The sequence below is a fragment of the Sphingobacterium sp. UBA6317 genome (genome assembly GCF_002440385.1).
Classification (GTDB): domain Bacteria; phylum Bacteroidota; class Bacteroidia; order Sphingobacteriales; family Sphingobacteriaceae; genus Sphingobacterium; species Sphingobacterium multivorum.
The window spans coordinates 138,321-154,561 of sequence record NZ_DJTD01000041.1 but is presented as its reverse complement, the minus strand read 5'-3'; the positions used below and the strand labels follow the sequence as shown (position 1 = coordinate 154,561).

The window sequence follows — 16,241 nt, the reverse complement described above, 5'->3', positions numbered from 1 at the left end:
GAGACAAGGTACTGAATTATCGTTACAAAACAGGGCAAAAATTGCTTCGAAAGTGAATTTTTGCCCCTGTTTATACTATTGAATAACGTAAATATTAAATAACGTAAATATTAAATAACGTAATTTTAATCCACCTAATCGCTCGAGCTTACTAAGATAAGCTCGCCAAACTCTTCGCTTCAAAAGTCGATAATTCGTTGTATTTTTCGGCTTGCACTTTTTTCACCCAATTCGGATCTTGCAAGATCGCCCTGCCTACAGCTACAAGGTCAAAATCGCCACGTTCGTAACGACGAACCAGTTCATCCAGTGAAGCGGGAGAGGACTTGAACTCCGAATTTGTAAATACATCGCCAAAATCTTTGTCAAGACCTACGGATCCAACCGTGATTGTGGGTTGTCCTGAAATTTTTTTGAGCCATCCAGCGAAATTTAAGTCGCTACCTTCAAATTCCGGCTCCCAATAACGACGTTGGCTTCCATGAAAAATGTCGACACCGGCATCTGTCAATGGTAGGATCCAGTCTTCCATCGCTGCGGGGGTGGGAGCAAGCTTGGCTGTGTAGTCTTGCTGCTTCCATTGTGATAGACGTAGAATGATTACAAAATCAGGTCCAACCGCTTTTCGCATTGCTTTGACTACCTCAACCGCAAATTTAGAGCGCTCCTTAATTGTTTCTCCACCAAATTCGTCTGTTCTGTGGTTCATTCCTTCCCAGAAAAATTGGTCGATCAGATAGCCATGGGCGCCATGGATTTCAAAAGCATCAAAACCGAGGTCTTTTGCAGATTTAGCAGCGTCAGCGTAAGCTTGTATCGTGGCCTCTATATCCGCTAATGTCATTGTATCTGGGCTTTCAAACGCAGCGGGCGGAGTCCATTGCATAGGAGTATAACCAACATGCCATAGTTGAGGGGCTATTTTTCCGCCTTTTTCGTGCACTGCATCCACGATATTTTTCCAGCCGGCCAGTGCTTGGTCACCGTAAAAGTTTGGGATATCCTTTAAATTCTTTGATGAAGGTCGTTCGATAACGGTACCTTCCGTCAAAATTAAACCGACATCTCCCGCGGCACGACGCTCGTAATATCCCGCTACAGCGCTGTCGGGAATTCCATCCGTCGAAAATGCTCTCGTCATTGGTGCCATTACAAAGCGGTTTTTGAGTGTTAGATTTTTGTACTCAAATGGATTAAAAAGTGTTTGTATGCTCATTTTTCTCGTTTTAAATCGTGAATCTTCACAAATATATTTTAAATAGTATATATTTGTAACTATTATTAGTATAAACTAGTTACCTTCGCGTAACTATTTTGAATATATTCAAATGAAAAGGACTGAATTTAAAAGTTGTTCCTGTGCCATGCAGCGTTCCATGGCAATTTTAGGTACCCGGTGGAAGCCTGTGATTATCTATACTTTGCGCGATCGAAAAGCCCGATTTGGTCAATTGGATGCGCTCATCGAACATATTTCTCGAAAGGTTTTGACCAGTTCATTAAAAGAATTGGAAGAGGATGGCGTTATTTTGAGAGAAGAGTACAAGGAGCTCCCACCACGCGTAGAGTACTCTTTGACAGAAAAGGGCAAGGCTTTAATACCTATTATGTGCCAATTGGCAAAATGGAATGAAGCCTACTATGAAGAGTCTGTATCACCAGAATTGATCGTGTAGAAATTATAATCTAAATACATCGATCTTGCTTCGCTTTTACGCTATCGCTGCCGAATGGAATAGTATTGTGTCAACCGGTTTGGCCTGTCCGTTTTCTATTGCTTGCCAGCGCGGGACTGTTGATCACAATAAATGAAATTTTCATATTTATTTAAAATTTAAGTAATATTGAATTGTGAAAAACAAGGTAAACCAAGAATTTAGCAAGCAAGATTTTTTAAAATCTTTTCGGGAGGGCAGAAGGGATGGTTTACAGTTTCTGTACAAAACTTTCTATAGTCCAATGTGCTATTTTTTAGAAAAGATGAATCTTGATAAAGGTACCATCGAAGAAATCGTGCAGGATGTATTCTTAAAGCTTTGGGAGCGCCGGATAGATTTTGATCATGTTGAATCAATCCGAGGTTTTCTCTACACAAGTTGTAGAAACGCCGCTTTAAACAGGATCCAACAAGAAAATAGAATTCAACAAAAAACCAATTTTTATACGTCACAGGTCGATCTGGTCGATTTACCGATCAGCCATCAAATGATCTATTTGGAGACGCTTCGAACGATCCATGATGCCATTGATACCCTGCCTGAGCAATGTAAGCAAGTGATGCGTAAGTTGATTGTTGAAGATTTAAGCCCACAGGAAGCAGCGATCTCCTTAGGACTAACCACTAGTACGATTTACAATCAAAAGAAAAGGGGAATTGAACTTTTGAGATTAAGACTCAAGCCTGACCGGTTTTTTTGCCTACTTTTGCTTTTACTCTATTATTAGAAAATTTATACTTCTGATACATAGGTTTTTGTGAAAATATCTACCACCTCTTTAGAGAAACGAAATCAAAATATTGTTTTAAGTATATAGAGCAATATGGAGCAAATACCCCAACATATCATTTATTTACTGAGCAAATCCAAGCTGGAAGGATTGCGCGATGACGAAAAATTAAAGTTGGACTTATGGCGGTCCGAAACTGATGCAAATAAGGGGCTATGTGATCTGATTGACAACAAAGATCAAATGCAAGCGGATTTAGACGGGATAGCCCGTTATGATTGGGAGGAATCATTTGCCCTCTTTGAACAAGATTACCTCAATACCTCATACACTTAACCTTTTTATAAACGTATGTTGTCCTATGGTATCGCCGCGGCGTTGATTGGATTACTCGTGTTGTTTTTTATACATAATCTTTCGGATACGGTCTATCAGGAGACTCCGGATAAAGATATTCAACCCGCTCAAATGACAGGGGTAGTACGTCTAGGAAATGGAAATTCAATTTCGATGGCTCCAGGAGATACTTTATTATCGTTTGTATCACCCGTTAAAAATAAAGCGGCACGAGTGAATAATTTATTCGCTGCGACACCCAAGGGTGGGAAAATGACCATGCTATTACCTGATGGAACCAAAGTATGGATGAATGCCAAAACGCAGTTGGATTATTATGAAGTAGATAGTATGCGGGAGGTTCGTTTGGTGGGGGAGGCTTATTTTGAAGTTGCCAAAAAATATTTACCATGGGAAGGTGAGGTTCCAAAACTGAAACCTTTCGTGGTACAAGCAGGGAAGATCAATATCTCCGTATTGGGGACACATTTTTATGTGAAATCAACCAAGAATATAGAAGACTTTAAAACGACATTATACGAAGGTAAAGTTAGGGTTCGACAGGGCGACAGGCAGATTATACTGTTGCCAGGGGAAGAATCGTATATCAAACTCGGTCAAATTGAACGACGAATAATTGATCTTGACGCGCGCAATGCATTGAAAGACGGATATTTCGTGTTCAATTCGGAGACTTTAGGGGGTATTATGGATGAGTTAGCGTCTTGGTATAATGTAGATGTCGTCTATCTCGATAACCAAATAAAATCGGAAAAATTTGAAGCGATGTTGTCTCGTAACAGCAGTCTGAAAGATATCATCAACGTACTGGAGAGTACCGGGAAAATTAAGTTTAAATTTAAAGGAAAGACCATTTATGTAGACAAAACAACCTAAATGAAAAGACGAAACCCTAAACGCTTGCAACATTTAGGGCTTCAGATCAAGTAATTCTAACTGTAACAGAATTTTAATTCTTAACCTAAAACAAAACTATAAAAATTATGCACAACTTGGTCGTGCCCTATACGATCAAACGCAACAAATGAAAAACAGCGATCGCCCAGATATTTGGGGTAGGCCGCAATGGAGGGGAAACATTATGCGCATATCGCTTACAAAACCATACTAATGTCTTGTTGTCTGCTTCATGTTGGAGCTAAAACGTATGGACAGGACGTATCGATACAGGAGAAATCAGTGTCGTTGAGAAAGGTTTTTTCAGAGATCAATAAGCAGACTGGCTATTCTTATGTATGGGCGGCCACAACTATTGATCCAGATACAAAGGTTAACTTAACCGTTAAAAAAGAATCGTTGGGAAATGCTCTTGGGAAGTTATTGGACGATTTGGATCTCGATTTTGAGATCAAGGGGAAGATTATTGTCGTACACGAAAAATCTCAACAGACTCAACGATCGATCACTAATCAGTTAATGACGGTAAAAGGTTTTATTGTCGATTATAACAACAGACCACTTCAAGGTGCAACGATTCGTGTAAAAGGTGTTCCAAAAGGAACCGTTACAGATCAGCATGGTCATTTTGAAATTAATGGCGTTAGTTTAAATAGCTTTTTGGACATTACCATGGTCGGATTTGCTCCACTTACGATTGCAGCTAAGTCCGATTTGGGTACGATTACCTTAAGAGCCTTGGATGAGCAATTGCAGGAAGTGAACATTACAGTCAATACAGGATACCAAAAAATAAGCAAAGAAAGAGTAGCAGGCTCAATTGCTCAGGTGACAGCCAAAGACATGGAAGGACGGCTTCAACCTAATTTATTGGACCGGATCGATGGATTGTTGCCCGGGCTAAATTTGGTGCGAAATACTTCAAGTCCACAGAATTCGAAAAATAACCTGGGTATCGAGGTTCGTGGACGCTCCACCATCAACGCACAGGCTGCTCCGCTAATCGTTGTTGACGGTATGCCTTTTGAAGGTGACTTAACAGCTATTAATCCCAATGATATTGCTTCCATAACCGTTTTGAAAGATGCTTCGGCAGCCTCCATTTATGGCGTTCGTTCCTCTAACGGTGTTATTGTTATTGCGACAAAAATAGGCTCCGCAGGCAAAACAAAGATTGATTATAGCAATACGCTTTCTTTTAGAGGACTTCCAAGCCGTAGCTACCTCAATCAGATGAGTAGCGCTGAACTGGTCAACTTTCAAAAGGAAATGTTTAATTACCGTTCGGGAGATTATGCAGTTATTGACCCGAGAAAAGCGATGAACGACGTTTATCGAATTTTGTACGATCGCAAAGGTGGAGTAATTTCGGAAGAAGAGATGGAAAAGCGGCTGGATGTATATCGAAATCGTGATCGCTTTAGTCAAATGGATAAATTTCTGAATACGACCCGATTCGATCAGCAGCATAATCTCGCTATTTCGGGAGGATCCGATCGTTATACATACCATTATTCCCTCAATTATACGCAGCCGGGAGATTACAATAAGGGACGGGCGACAAACAAGGAGCTGGGATTTAGTCTGAAAAATAATTTTAAGTTTACCGACTGGTTTAGTTTACGCGCAAATGTATTGGGGAAAAACCAAAATAGAGAGGGTGATATTGGCTTCAATTTCTACGATAACTATATGGGAGGCAAAGCATCCTATTATCTGCTTGAAAATGAGGATGGTTCTCCAGCGCAATGGTATAGTTCAAAATCTCAGTTTGAGATTGATCGCTTGAATGCGCTGGGACTGGAAGATGAGACCTATATTCCTTTAAATCATGTTGCCGCGATTCACGAAAAGTTCTATAATAAATACCTTAACTTAAATTTTGCTGCAAATTTTAAGATTATCAAAGGACTGGACTTCGATATGTCCTATCAAAGTGAACGGACCGAAGGGTATAATGGCACATTGAATAGGAAAAATGCCCAATCGGTTGTAGGTATGGTGAATGACGCTACCCAAATCGGAAAGGACGGGGCAATCAAACGCAATATTCCGCAAGGGGGACAATTTGCTGAACAACGTAATGATGTCAATAGCTATACCTTACGTGGCCAATTTAATTATCAAAATAATATTCAGGGAAAACATGAAATTGTCGCAATCGCCGGTGCTGAACGTAGACAGATCAATAACCGATATACGAATATTTACAAGTATGGTTACGATGAAAATAGCCTAGTCTACAAAGGAATTAATGAAGAGCTTTTTGGTATTCAGATCCAAAACACACAGGCGCTTTTTAATAGCTATACTATTTCGAAAAAAGAGACTGGATTTAAGGATCTAGTCGATAGATTTGTTTCCTTCTATGCCAATGGATCTTATACCTATGATCGTAAGTTGACTTTGAGTGGAAGCATCCGGATGGATCAATCTAATTTGTTTGGAACAAATATCAAAAATCAATACAAACCTCTTTGGTCCATAGGCGCTTTATATCATCTGCCAAGAATTGATTGGGAACCATTAGATCGTTGGTCGGTACGTGCGACTTATGGTGTAAATGGAAATGTCCCAAAGGATAATGGACCATATTTGATTTCGAGGGTGAATAACAATCTGAACTACTTTAACGGTGAAATGCAAGCCTACATTGATTCTCCGCCTAATCCATTGTTGCGATGGGAGCGAACAAAAGTATTCAATGTTGGTTTTGATTTCTCACTATTTAAAGATAGACTTACAGCTACTCTTGATATCTACAATAAGAAAACTTCTGATTTATTGGGGAATACGCCGTTGGATCCAACTTTGGGATGGGATATGGTGTTGCTTAATTATGCTGATATGCAGAATAGCGGGATCGAGTTGGGGCTGAATGGTAAGATGATTCAACGTGAAAACTTCAGCTGGAACAGCACAGTGAATTTTAGTTACAACAAAAATAAGATTACCAATCTATATGTTGAACAGAATACCCCATACTATTACTATTATGCTCCCCAAAATCGGGTTGGAATCCCAATGGGTAGTTTATATAGCATAGATTATGCGGGATTAAATGATAAGGGACGACCTTTGGCACGAAAGGCTGATGGTAGTCTGGTCGAGACCACGCAAAAATTGACTGTCGATGATTTAATCTATGAAGGTACGACAGTACCTCCCTACACTGTTTCTTTCAGAAATGGATTTAAGTATAAAGATTTGACGCTTTCCTTTATGTTTATTTTCAATGGTGGCCATGTGATGCGGGGAGTTCATCCAGAGTTCTTGAGTAAATACGCGGAGCTTAACTACAATAATAACTTCGACAAATTATGGTTGAACTATTGGAAGAACCCAGGTGATGAAAGTAACCCTGATATTGCTCCCGCATTTGTTTCTGCTGCTTCAGGCAATATTTCCGATATTTTCAATGCTGCACATAAATTTGTTCAGAAGGCTGACTATATTAAATTGCGCGATATTTCATTATCCTACAACCTTCCTGCACAATGGATTGCACCGACAAAACTTTCTTATGTGCGTCTAATAGGACAGGTATTGAATGCATGGCGTTGGGTCGCTAACAAGGATAATCTTGATCCCGAGGTTTGGGCTGGGTATAGTACGGTAACGAGTCCAAGTAGAGGGATACAAGCACCAATAATTTACAATTTAGGTGTATCTGTAGGATTTTAATAAGAAAATATCATGAGAAAAATATATATAGGATTGCTATTCGGTTTATTGACATTGAATAGCTGTAACAAATACTTGGATATTAAACCAAAAGGTTTTACAATTCCAGAGAATCTGAATGATTACAAATTGCTTCTAAACGATCAATCTTTAGTAAGGGCTTCCGCTGTTTATCCGAACTATTTAGTAGATAATTTACAGTCCGGAGATCCTCAGGATGTACAATCGGCAGCAAGCTATGACTATTATGACTATGTAAAAAAACAACTCTATAGCTTTGCTCACGGTGCGATATTTGAAGATGGCCAGTATGATCCATACTGGGAATCGGCTTATAGCCACATATTCACTTACAATGTTGTTATTAACAATGTATTGGCAGCAACAGAGGGATCGGAAGCCGAAAAGAAAAGGGTTTGGGCTGAGGCTAAGGTCGGTCGTGCATTTGAATACCTTAGTCTAGTGAATATCTATGCCGCTCATTATAATCCTGCAAGTGCAACAAAAGATCTAGGGGTACCTTTGGTGCTGAAAGAGGATATCAATCAAAAATACGAACGTGTATCTGTTCAGGCGATCTATGATCAGGTAGTTAGCGATCTTAATGACGCGTTGCCAAATTTGAGTACAGTGCAGTCAAATAGATTTCAAGCAGTACGTTCCGTCGGTTTCTCTTTTCTAAGTCGGGTTTATCTCTATCAGGGAAAATACAAAGAGGCCCTTGAGAATGCAAAACAAGCACTTGCTGTGAATAAAACGCTCATTGATTATAGTTTATATACCAATAAAGACAAGACGACTTGGGGACGAGTTTGTCTTAAAACAGATAATTCGGTTCAATTTCCCGATTCCAGAACGAATATGGAGGCTGTATGGTCTCGATTGGGAACAAGTTCCCTAGGTAGCCCCAATGCCGAATTTTATGCCTCTAAAGAGCTGATAGAAACATACGCCAAAGATTTGCCAGCAGGTGCAACCGACAAACGTTATGAATTATTTTTCTGTCGCGATCAGGCTTCTTTAGGTGCTACTATTGTAAAATTTCCAGGACGGGTTCTTTTTGCTCCCTACGTCGAATTTAGCACAGGATTTAATACGCCTGAATTGTTTTTGATTGCTGCGGAAGCAGCTGTTCGGACGGGTAATACGGCGGAGGCACTAAGCTTCTTGAATACATTAAGAAATAGCCGAATAGAGAATAATAAAGCGTTAACCTCAACGGATCCAAAAATTGTTTTACAGACGGTACTTGACGAAAGACGTCGTGAAATGCCCTTTATGGCATCCGATAGGCTGATTGATTTGAAACGACTCGCTATAGCAGACAATTTTAAGAAGTCAATCCAACATCCATTGGCAGGGAAAGTTTTCGAAATGGAATCCACGGATGCCCGGATGATACTTCCGGTTCCCCCAAAGGTACTTTCGTTGAATCCGGGAATTCCCCAATACGAACGCTAAAAAATTAGATGTAGACCACTCATTCCTAATCAATTTCTATCAACATGGAAATTGATTAGGTTCTTAATAAAAAAATATGAAAAAGATACTATTGACAGCACTGGCTTTTACACAGTCGATGCTATTGCTCGCACAAGAACATATACAGTTTCAGAAGATCACTTTTGGCCAGGCAAAGGAATTGGCCAAGCAAGAAAATAAACTGATTTTCCTGGATGGATTTACCTCCTGGTGCGCTCCCTGTAAATGGATGGAAGGAAATGTGTTTTCACAACCTGAAGTCGCTCGTTATTTTAATAGCAGGTTTATCAATACTAAATTTGACTGCGAGATAGGAGAGGGTGTAGACATTGCTAAATTATACCAAATCAGAAGTTTTCCCACGTATTTATTTTTAGATGGGCAGGGGACATTGATCTATAGAACCCAGTCTCGCATGGAAGCTGATTTGTTCCTGAAACAGGCAGAGCAAGCTAATGATCCCAATTTTCAAATCCCCAACTTGCGTAAATCGTACGATTTGGGTATGCGGGAGTCTAATTTTCTAATCCGCTATATTAAAGTGATGGAGCAAACCGATAGTCAAGCAGCAAATGCAGCGAAAAAGGCATTGGACAGCGTGGCTACCGATAAATTTTTGAGGAGCCCAAACGGATGGGAGACCATAAAAATGATGGCACAAAGCCTGGATGATCGTTACGGAAAATTTTTTGAGTCGAACAAATCTTATTTTAAAAGCATAGCAGTGCCGGCGGATTTTGCGAAAAAAGAGGCACAGCTGCTACGTTATGCCATGTATGGCTATATTAGAGATCATAAAGTAGATGAGTTTAATGCTGGCCTAGCCTATTTTGAAGGCCTAAAAGATCAAGAACAAAAAATAGAAGCTGCACTGTATAAAGTAGAATGGACCGCTGCACATGGTACCCATAAGGAGTTTGTTACCCTCACGAATGTCTTAAGAAAAGGCCTGCTCAAAAATGAGGACGAGAGATTGAGCTTTATTGCCCGCCGCAATGCCAATGCAAAAGGAAATATTGCAAATCCAGTTATCCTAAAACAATGCTATGTGCTGGCCAAACAGGCAGTCGAATTGAATCCCTCAAGTTATTCCAATCAAGGAACATTGGCCGATATTTGTATCGCATTGAAAAAAAAGAAAGAAGCTGTTCAAGCTGCAGAAGCTGCGCGTGGATTGGCGGAACTGGAAACTTCAAAAATTATTAAACTGGCCGATGCTCTTGTGGCACGTGCTAAAGCACTGTAATAGTCAATATGAAAAAAATAGCTACATCCATATTCTTGGTTTTAAGTTGTCTTGGGACAGTATCGGCTCAAGGTCAGCGTTTTCAATTAACAATAAAGGGAAAACAATTTCCCGCAAAATCTAAAGCATTTGTTCGCTACATCGTGGACAGAAAATTGACAATTGACTCTATTAATTTTGGATCCAATGATGTGATCTATAAGGGGGAAATTATGGAACCAACGCAAGTCATGTTATTTTATTCCAAAGATGGAGCTTCCTTCTGGAACCGCAAAGGTGGCCCGATGGAGCGTCTTACATTTTACGTAGACCCTATGGAACCCAATACGCAAATCACTGTTCAACGTCCTTTCGAGTCTTCCTTGGTGAAAGGCGGTAAACTGCAGGTAGCCTATAAGCAGTATCAAGATTATTTAAACTCCTATGAGAAAAAGCTTATGGTTCAGCAGTCTAAAAGAGCTGATTTGTATCAGTAAAAAAATCGTGACGAGAATGCGCTCAACCAAATTGCGCAAGAAATAGACAAGATCGAAACAGAACGTAAGAAGGCGCAGCGAAATTTTATCGTCAATAATCCAGACAATTACTTCAGTTTGTTGGCCTTGCAGGAAGTTGCCAGCTACGATGATAATGTAGTTACCACCGAACCTTTGTTTTTCAATTTGTCATCGAGATTAAGGCAAACAGCTATCGGAAAAAAATTGAATGCAGATATTCAACTCGCAAAAAAACTAGGAATTGGACAGCCAGCTTTAGATTTTGAACAGGAAACTCCTGAAGGTAAAGCGTTAAAACTTTCGGATTTTAAAGGTAAATACGTGCTTTTGGATTTTTGGGCGTCATGGTGCGGTCCCTGTCGTGCAGAGAACCCTAATCTGGTGAAAGCCTATCAAAAATTTAAAGGATCAAAATTTGAGATACTGGGTGTTTCACTCGATAAACCCGGGAAGAAAGATAACTGGATGAAAGCGATTGAACAAGATGGGTTAACCTGGCCTCAGGTGTCTGATCTGAATGGTTGGCAAAATCAAGCGGCTCAATTGTACGGTATTCAGGCTATCCCGCAAAATTACCTCATCTCTCCCGAAGGTAAGATTGTTGGAATCAACTTAAAAGGAGTAAAGTTAATAGAGAAACTCGAAGAGCTCCTTAAATAAATTTTAAGGAGGGGTGATTTACCCCTCCTTAAATAAATTTTAAGGAGGGGTAAATCACCCCTCCTTAATTATGAACCTTTAACAGCTGCTATCGTTAGGGGACCGTTTTCTATTATAGCGCCGCTCTTTGGGGTGCTAAGGTAAGGGCTTGCAGCTTTTTCGCTATTTCTCTGCTATTCCGTTACTATTTCTTTGGGACAGCTAGGGGATTGACTCGCTTCTTCTTTGGTATTTCTTCGCTGTTTCTTTGGTATTCCTTTGCTGTTTCTTTGGTATTCCTTTGCTGTTTCTTTGGTATTTCTTTGCTGTTTCTTTGGTATTTCTTTGCTGTTTCTTTGGTATTCCTTTGCTAAAGAAGTAACAAAATACTAGAGAAACAGTAAGCAAAAGGGTAAGAATAAGCAAAGAAAGGCCAAGCCAGTATGTAGCTTGGCCCTGCAAAATAACCTTAAAAAGCTTTTCCAGCAGGTTCACTGCATCGAAGTAATCAATACAAAGCCCAGAAAAATGACACTGGATTTTGACGTTAGGAAGAAATCTGTTCCTTAAAGCCCGCTATTTTTTCCCTCAGACTATTGAGGTGTTCTGGACTGATTACGCCATTATCCTGATCAAAATTTTCGTAAAATTTGGGAAGCGAGAATGTTTCTTTAATGATAGCGCCAAACTGCGGAAAGAATTTATGCGCTTCGGCCATTACATTTCCACCACCGTAACCTCCGGGTGAAGTTGTCATAAGCAACATGGGTTTATCTTGGAAAACTTTAACATTTATTCTAGATGCCCAGTCGAATACATTTTTAAATGCAACGCTATAGGAACGATTATTCTCTGCCAGGGAGCAAATGATTATGTCACTGGAGGCAATATGATCCAGAAAAAGCTGCGCTTCCTGTGGGAAGCCATTCTTTTCTAGGTCAACAGAAAAGACAGGCATGTTATAGTCATTCAGGTCGATCAAATTAATCTCGTGCCCCTCGAAGCTTTTAAGTACAAATTTGACCAATTGTTTGTTAATTGATGTGGAAGAATTACTCCCAGCGAATGCAAATATTTTCATGTTTTATCCTTTATGATTATCGGTTGCTTAAATTTAGTCAATTTCACGAAAATAAATTTTCATTTTTTTGAATAGATCGCTATATCGATGTGGCTATCTATTATACTGAATATTTAATCATATTGTTTGCGAAAAAAATTGTTTGTGCTGTCTATTTTTAAGGGATTCTTCAAAAACCAATTTGAAAAAAGTGTCCATTTCTCTTCATTGTTTTCTAGCCATTTTTCGAAAGCATCTTCGTCGCCTTTCATTAATATCCAATGATTGTATGACTCGCCGTAACCTAGATCGATGATCTTTTTCTGATAACTGAAGAGGACATTTGGAAATATTTTGTTGTGTTTACTGCTAAAGTAGTTGTTTATGAAGTTAGTTCTTATAGGGTCTAGTGTATTGATATCTATAGATTTTGAACCGAGTATTGACATCGCGAGTGTTGTTTCATAAACTCCTACACCAAAAGGCAGTTTTATTTGACTGGAATCTGCTGTTTTTGCATTGACAAATGCGTTTTTACTAAAGCTAACGGAAAGCGCTGTGTCACTTTTCAATTTTATCTGCGTTTTGTATTGATCATAAAGAAGCTCGCTTATTTCAGCTGTTCTTTTGGTGTTTCGTTCTAAGTTCATAAAGATCTCACCGTAAATCATTCCCGAAACCTTTTCATCGGAAATACAAAATATCTTTGATGCCCAATAATAATTTGAAGAAAATTCCGGATCCACCTCTATGCCCTTTTCATAATAACCTAATGCATCTTCTAAATTTCCTTTGACACGTTGGATGGCTCCCATTTCCAAATAAAGATGACCTGATTTGGGAAATATTTTTAATCCACTTTCGTAAGTACCTACAGCTTTATCACTTTCGCCAAGCATATCGTATGCATTTCCCAATAATTGATATACTCTGTCATTGGTAATCTTCTCACTCTTAATACTTTCTAAGTACTTAATCGTCTTTTTATAGTCTTTTTTTAAATAATAGGCGTAGCCGAGCTCATAGGGGTACGTGATACTATGCGGATCGAGATTTTGAGCTTCTTTCAATAATAGGATACTCTCATCCACCTTTCCATCGTCCATGAGTTGGATGGCTTCCTTTCCTTTTGAAGAAGCTTTTTCCCGATTTGTTTCTTGACCATAGGTGGTTTGTCCAGTGAGAAATAAAAAAACGACGGCAATATATCCAATTTTGTTTTTCATTTTTTTAGCGGATTAAATGATTGATTTTTATTAAAAAGCTAGATCCGTTTTAAAAATAGAGTATAATGGAATATCGTAATACCGGCCATCTTTCTTTAAATGTTGTTTTAACAGGGCTTCTTTTTTCATGCCTATTTTTTCCATGACTTTTCCAGAGGCTGGATTATGTGGGAAGTAGGTCGCAAAGATTTTATTGAAGTTTAGTTCTTTAAAACCAAACTCAATGATTGCTTTTGCAGCTTCCGTGACATAACCATTATTCCAGTAAGGAATAGCAATCCAGTATCCCAACTCGGCCTTATCCGAGCCTTCATCGTGCAGACCAATAGCTCCGATCAGCTTTTTATCTTTATTTCGAATAGCAAAAGTGAATCCTTTACGATTGGCAAACGCTTCTTCGGCTAATTTAAGCCAATATTCAGCATCTTCTTTTCGGTATGGGTAGGGAATATTTGAGGTAAAGTCCGAATAAACCTTGTCTTGCAGATAGTTTACAATCTGTGGAATATCAGTCGTGTCAATGGCGTTGAGAATAAGTCGTTCTGTGACTAATTGTGGGAAATCCTTCATTTGATTAAATCTTCAATATGGCTAAAATGAAATTATGGGTTACTTAGTTTTATAAATGTAAGGAAGTTTTATGGGATTCTTTTCTTTATATTTTTTCGGGTGTAATAGGTATAAATTCCGGTAACAGTGATTAAGATCAATGTTATCAATAAGGCTATATATAGATTGAAGAATTTATGGACCAGTGTAAAGCCGATAAGTCCAATCAGGATTTCTAAAAAAGCTCCCCTTATGCGAGATGGAGGATTTGAATCTTCAAGGTATCTGGTATACTCTTCTACAATTGGTCGATCGGTATCTGTCCAGTCAAAATGCAATAGTTCTGCGGGGGAAACCCATAATGCTTGAACATATTTTTGAAAGGCAACTTCGCCAGAACAAAAGGTGCAGAGAACAGGATAGAGACAAGGTGCTGGACTTGTATAGTCTTGTTGCGTCATCTTTAACGGCCTTCCGACAAGAATATCTATATTAAGCTCTTCCCTGATTTTGAGCGACAAATTTGCTTTCATTGGTTTGTGGGACTCGGTAATGCGACCAGGAAATTCCCACTTTAAGGCATGCGTCACCGATGCCGGACGCTGACAGATGAGTACCTTATCGTCCTCCCTTATAATCGCACAAGTCAAATAATGCATAACGGTTTAAAGAATAGATATTAAGAGCTAGATTCTTTACTTTCAATTTGATGGCTTTCTAACAGCTCGATGTGGCCTTCAATAATCAGCAAATAAAAGTTTTCAAAGCAATCCTGATAGATCTTTTGCTCCAATGATTTTATTTCCTCAAAGAGACGTTCTTTTGAGACCGCAGGGTAACAAAGCTCATTTTTTGATGCTACTCTCGTTTCTTGGCAGGGCGTATCGTGAAGCTGTTTGTATAGGTCGCCTAAATCTGAAATGTCTTCACTACGGTGGTAGAAGGGGTGAAACCATACCCAAAAGTCTTCTTGATTTTTATAGGGATGAGGTAATAATTGAACCGACGTATTTCTAAATAGATCTCCCGGATGCTTCTTATAACGGAAATGAGTGGCTGTGGTCTTTAAACTATTCATAAAGCTAATTTGTCTGTAGGTTTACAAAAAACAATTCAAGAATAAAGATATCATCTTAAATATCGGTATTTTTTTTTAGTATTAAAAATTTACTACTGTTAACGCTAATTGGATCGTGATAGGATACAGAATGACCACAATGACAAAGCTCAACCGATCTATTTTGCTAAAAGAATAAAAGGATTTAATATTATACTATTAGCCCCAGAGAATTCTGATGAGAACGGATATTGTGAATACAAATAATCCGATATAGAATATATTTGTCCCATGTTTTCTGTCATGATCAGAATAGGAAAATATCCGTTCGCCATTCGGTAGGCTCTTTTTGGAACTAAACAACATATACCCGATTGCAATTCCTAAAAGACCACCTAGAAGGGCTGAAATATAGCCAAAAATAATCCAATACTTCTGTTGTGGTTCCGGTTCCCGTAGCTGCATGAGCCGCTCCTGCTTCAAAAGATCAAGCTTTTCCTGATCAATATCTTTCCCTCTTTTTAATAAAATTTCTCTGGCAAGCGCATAGTCCAATTTGTTCCATTCATCGGGTTTTTGCAGGATTTCGAAGAGCTCTTCGTCTGAAAATTGATACAGGTAGTGGTCATCTCCAACCAGTGGGAGAGATTGCATTTCCTGCTCTTCTAAAATAGATTCTGCATTTGCGAAATTGGCGGGGTCTATTTGAATCTCATATTGGTGTCCTACCGTATTTCCAGAAAATGTAATATCCACAGGGGGTAGATTATCAGCCAACCGCGTTTTTACACCTCTATCCGAAAGTAGCTGATGACATTCCTGAGCTTCTTCTAAACTAGTAAACCTTTTTAATACGATATAGTTAACTATTTGATCAATTATTTTTTAAAACCTGTATTTATGACCATTCGACAGCCCAATGCCTATATGCAATCTTCGCTATTTGCCGTAACAGTTGCCGCAAAAATCGGACGTGAATGTTTGAAACAGTGGATTAATTATGTAGTCTTTTTTTGAATAAAGTTAATAAAGCTGGTTTGATACTTTTCAGCTTAAAGATAGTAAAATCAAATGCTATTTTATAAGAACAACAATAGAA

General features: G+C 38.9%; 16 protein-coding genes. 9 read left to right on the top strand and 7 right to left on the bottom strand.

Annotated elements, in window-relative coordinates; translation table 11 throughout:
* Positions 1–151: 151 nt before the first annotated feature.
* A complete protein-coding gene (locus B3E92_RS13410; RefSeq protein WP_286897204.1) occupies positions 152–1,216 on the bottom strand; it encodes an NADH:flavin oxidoreductase in 1,065 nt (354 codons plus the stop codon).
* 112 nt (positions 1,217–1,328) lie between these two features.
* Between B3E92_RS13410 and B3E92_RS13405 the strand changes: the two genes are divergently transcribed.
* The 9 genes from B3E92_RS13405 to B3E92_RS13365 all read left to right on the top strand — a co-directional run bounded on the left by B3E92_RS13405 (position 1,329) and on the right by B3E92_RS13365 (position 11,271).
* Positions 1,329–1,676, top strand: a complete 348-nt coding sequence (locus B3E92_RS13405) for a winged helix-turn-helix transcriptional regulator (RefSeq protein ID WP_070569380.1) — start codon at positions 1,329–1,331, stop codon at positions 1,674–1,676.
* Positions 1,677–1,851: 175 nt separating this feature from the next.
* On the top strand, positions 1,852–2,445 hold the full coding sequence (locus B3E92_RS13400) for an RNA polymerase sigma factor (protein ID WP_070569382.1): 594 nt from the start codon (positions 1,852–1,854) through the stop codon (positions 2,443–2,445).
* Positions 2,446–2,541: 96 nt separating this feature from the next.
* Complete coding sequence (locus B3E92_RS13395) at positions 2,542–2,784, top strand: hypothetical protein (protein WP_115047897.1); 243 nt, start codon at positions 2,542–2,544, stop codon at positions 2,782–2,784.
* A gap of 15 nt (positions 2,785–2,799) precedes the next feature.
* The gene (locus tag B3E92_RS13390) at positions 2,800–3,681 is read left to right on the top strand and encodes a FecR family protein (protein WP_070569385.1); all 882 of its coding nucleotides are present in this window, start codon (positions 2,800–2,802) and stop codon (positions 3,679–3,681) included.
* Positions 3,682–3,915: 234 nt separating this feature from the next.
* Positions 3,916–7,386: a SusC/RagA family TonB-linked outer membrane protein gene (locus B3E92_RS13385; RefSeq protein WP_286897200.1), complete on the top strand. Its 3,471-nt coding sequence runs from the start codon at positions 3,916–3,918 to the stop codon at positions 7,384–7,386.
* 12 nt (positions 7,387–7,398) lie between these two features.
* A complete protein-coding gene (locus tag B3E92_RS13380) occupies positions 7,399–8,847 on the top strand; it encodes a RagB/SusD family nutrient uptake outer membrane protein (protein WP_070569390.1) in 1,449 nt (482 codons plus the stop codon).
* 76 nt (positions 8,848–8,923) lie between these two features.
* Complete coding sequence (locus B3E92_RS13375; protein ID WP_070569393.1) at positions 8,924–10,114, top strand: thioredoxin family protein; 1,191 nt, start codon at positions 8,924–8,926, stop codon at positions 10,112–10,114.
* Positions 10,115–10,122: 8 nt separating this feature from the next.
* On the top strand, positions 10,123–10,590 hold the full coding sequence (locus B3E92_RS13370) for a DUF4369 domain-containing protein (RefSeq protein WP_115047901.1): 468 nt from the start codon (positions 10,123–10,125) through the stop codon (positions 10,588–10,590).
* 120 nt (positions 10,591–10,710) lie between these two features.
* Entirely contained in the window at positions 10,711–11,271 is a 561-nt protein-coding gene (locus B3E92_RS13365; RefSeq protein WP_159332884.1) for a peroxiredoxin family protein, read from the top strand.
* A 526-nt stretch (positions 11,272–11,797) separates the two neighbouring features.
* Here B3E92_RS13365 and B3E92_RS13360 read toward each other — a convergent pair.
* From B3E92_RS13360 to B3E92_RS13335, 6 genes are all read right to left on the bottom strand, one after another.
* Entirely contained in the window at positions 11,798–12,331 is a 534-nt protein-coding gene (locus B3E92_RS13360) for an NADPH-dependent FMN reductase (protein ID WP_115047908.1), read from the bottom strand.
* A 113-nt stretch (positions 12,332–12,444) separates the two neighbouring features.
* On the bottom strand, positions 12,445–13,536 hold the full coding sequence (locus B3E92_RS13355) for a tetratricopeptide repeat protein (RefSeq protein ID WP_286897198.1): 1,092 nt from the start codon (positions 13,534–13,536) through the stop codon (positions 12,445–12,447).
* A 30-nt stretch (positions 13,537–13,566) separates the two neighbouring features.
* A complete protein-coding gene (locus B3E92_RS13350; RefSeq protein WP_115047911.1) occupies positions 13,567–14,106 on the bottom strand; it encodes a GNAT family N-acetyltransferase in 540 nt (179 codons plus the stop codon).
* Between the two features lie 68 nt (positions 14,107–14,174).
* Entirely contained in the window at positions 14,175–14,744 is a 570-nt protein-coding gene (locus B3E92_RS13345; protein ID WP_115047914.1) for an NUDIX domain-containing protein, read from the bottom strand.
* 20 nt (positions 14,745–14,764) lie between these two features.
* Entirely contained in the window at positions 14,765–15,163 is a 399-nt protein-coding gene (locus B3E92_RS13340) for a hypothetical protein (protein ID WP_115047917.1), read from the bottom strand.
* 198 nt (positions 15,164–15,361) lie between these two features.
* Positions 15,362–15,898 carry a hypothetical protein gene (locus tag B3E92_RS13335; RefSeq protein WP_201303501.1) on the bottom strand — a complete coding sequence of 179 codons (537 nt, stop codon included), beginning with the start codon at positions 15,896–15,898 and terminating at the stop codon, positions 15,362–15,364.
* Between the last annotated feature and the right edge of the window lie 343 nt (positions 15,899–16,241).

What these genes read in the sequence shown, in the direction of transcription:
- B3E92_RS13410 (WP_286897204.1), bottom strand. Translation starts at nt 1,216, where the DNA reads ATGAGCATACAAACACTTTTTAATCCATTTGAGTACAAAAATCTAACA.
- B3E92_RS13405 (WP_070569380.1), top strand. Translation starts at nt 1,329, where the DNA reads ATGAAAAGGACTGAATTTAAAAGTTGTTCCTGTGCCATGCAGCGTTCC.
- B3E92_RS13395 (WP_115047897.1), top strand. Translation starts at nt 2,542, where the DNA reads ATGGAGCAAATACCCCAACATATCATTTATTTACTGAGCAAATCCAAG.
- B3E92_RS13390 (WP_070569385.1), top strand. Translation starts at nt 2,800, where the DNA reads ATGTTGTCCTATGGTATCGCCGCGGCGTTGATTGGATTACTCGTGTTG.
- B3E92_RS13385 (WP_286897200.1), top strand. Translation starts at nt 3,916, where the DNA reads ATGTCTTGTTGTCTGCTTCATGTTGGAGCTAAAACGTATGGACAGGAC.
- B3E92_RS13380 (WP_070569390.1), top strand. Translation starts at nt 7,399, where the DNA reads ATGAGAAAAATATATATAGGATTGCTATTCGGTTTATTGACATTGAAT.
- B3E92_RS13375 (WP_070569393.1), top strand. Translation starts at nt 8,924, where the DNA reads ATGAAAAAGATACTATTGACAGCACTGGCTTTTACACAGTCGATGCTA.
- B3E92_RS13370 (WP_115047901.1), top strand. Translation starts at nt 10,123, where the DNA reads ATGAAAAAAATAGCTACATCCATATTCTTGGTTTTAAGTTGTCTTGGG.
- B3E92_RS13360 (WP_115047908.1), bottom strand. Translation starts at nt 12,331, where the DNA reads ATGAAAATATTTGCATTCGCTGGGAGTAATTCTTCCACATCAATTAAC.
- B3E92_RS13355 (WP_286897198.1), bottom strand. Translation starts at nt 13,536, where the DNA reads ATGAAAAACAAAATTGGATATATTGCCGTCGTTTTTTTATTTCTCACT.
- B3E92_RS13350 (WP_115047911.1), bottom strand. Translation starts at nt 14,106, where the DNA reads ATGAAGGATTTCCCACAATTAGTCACAGAACGACTTATTCTCAACGCC.
- B3E92_RS13345 (WP_115047914.1), bottom strand. Translation starts at nt 14,744, where the DNA reads ATGCATTATTTGACTTGTGCGATTATAAGGGAGGACGATAAGGTACTC.
- B3E92_RS13340 (WP_115047917.1), bottom strand. Translation starts at nt 15,163, where the DNA reads ATGAATAGTTTAAAGACCACAGCCACTCATTTCCGTTATAAGAAGCAT.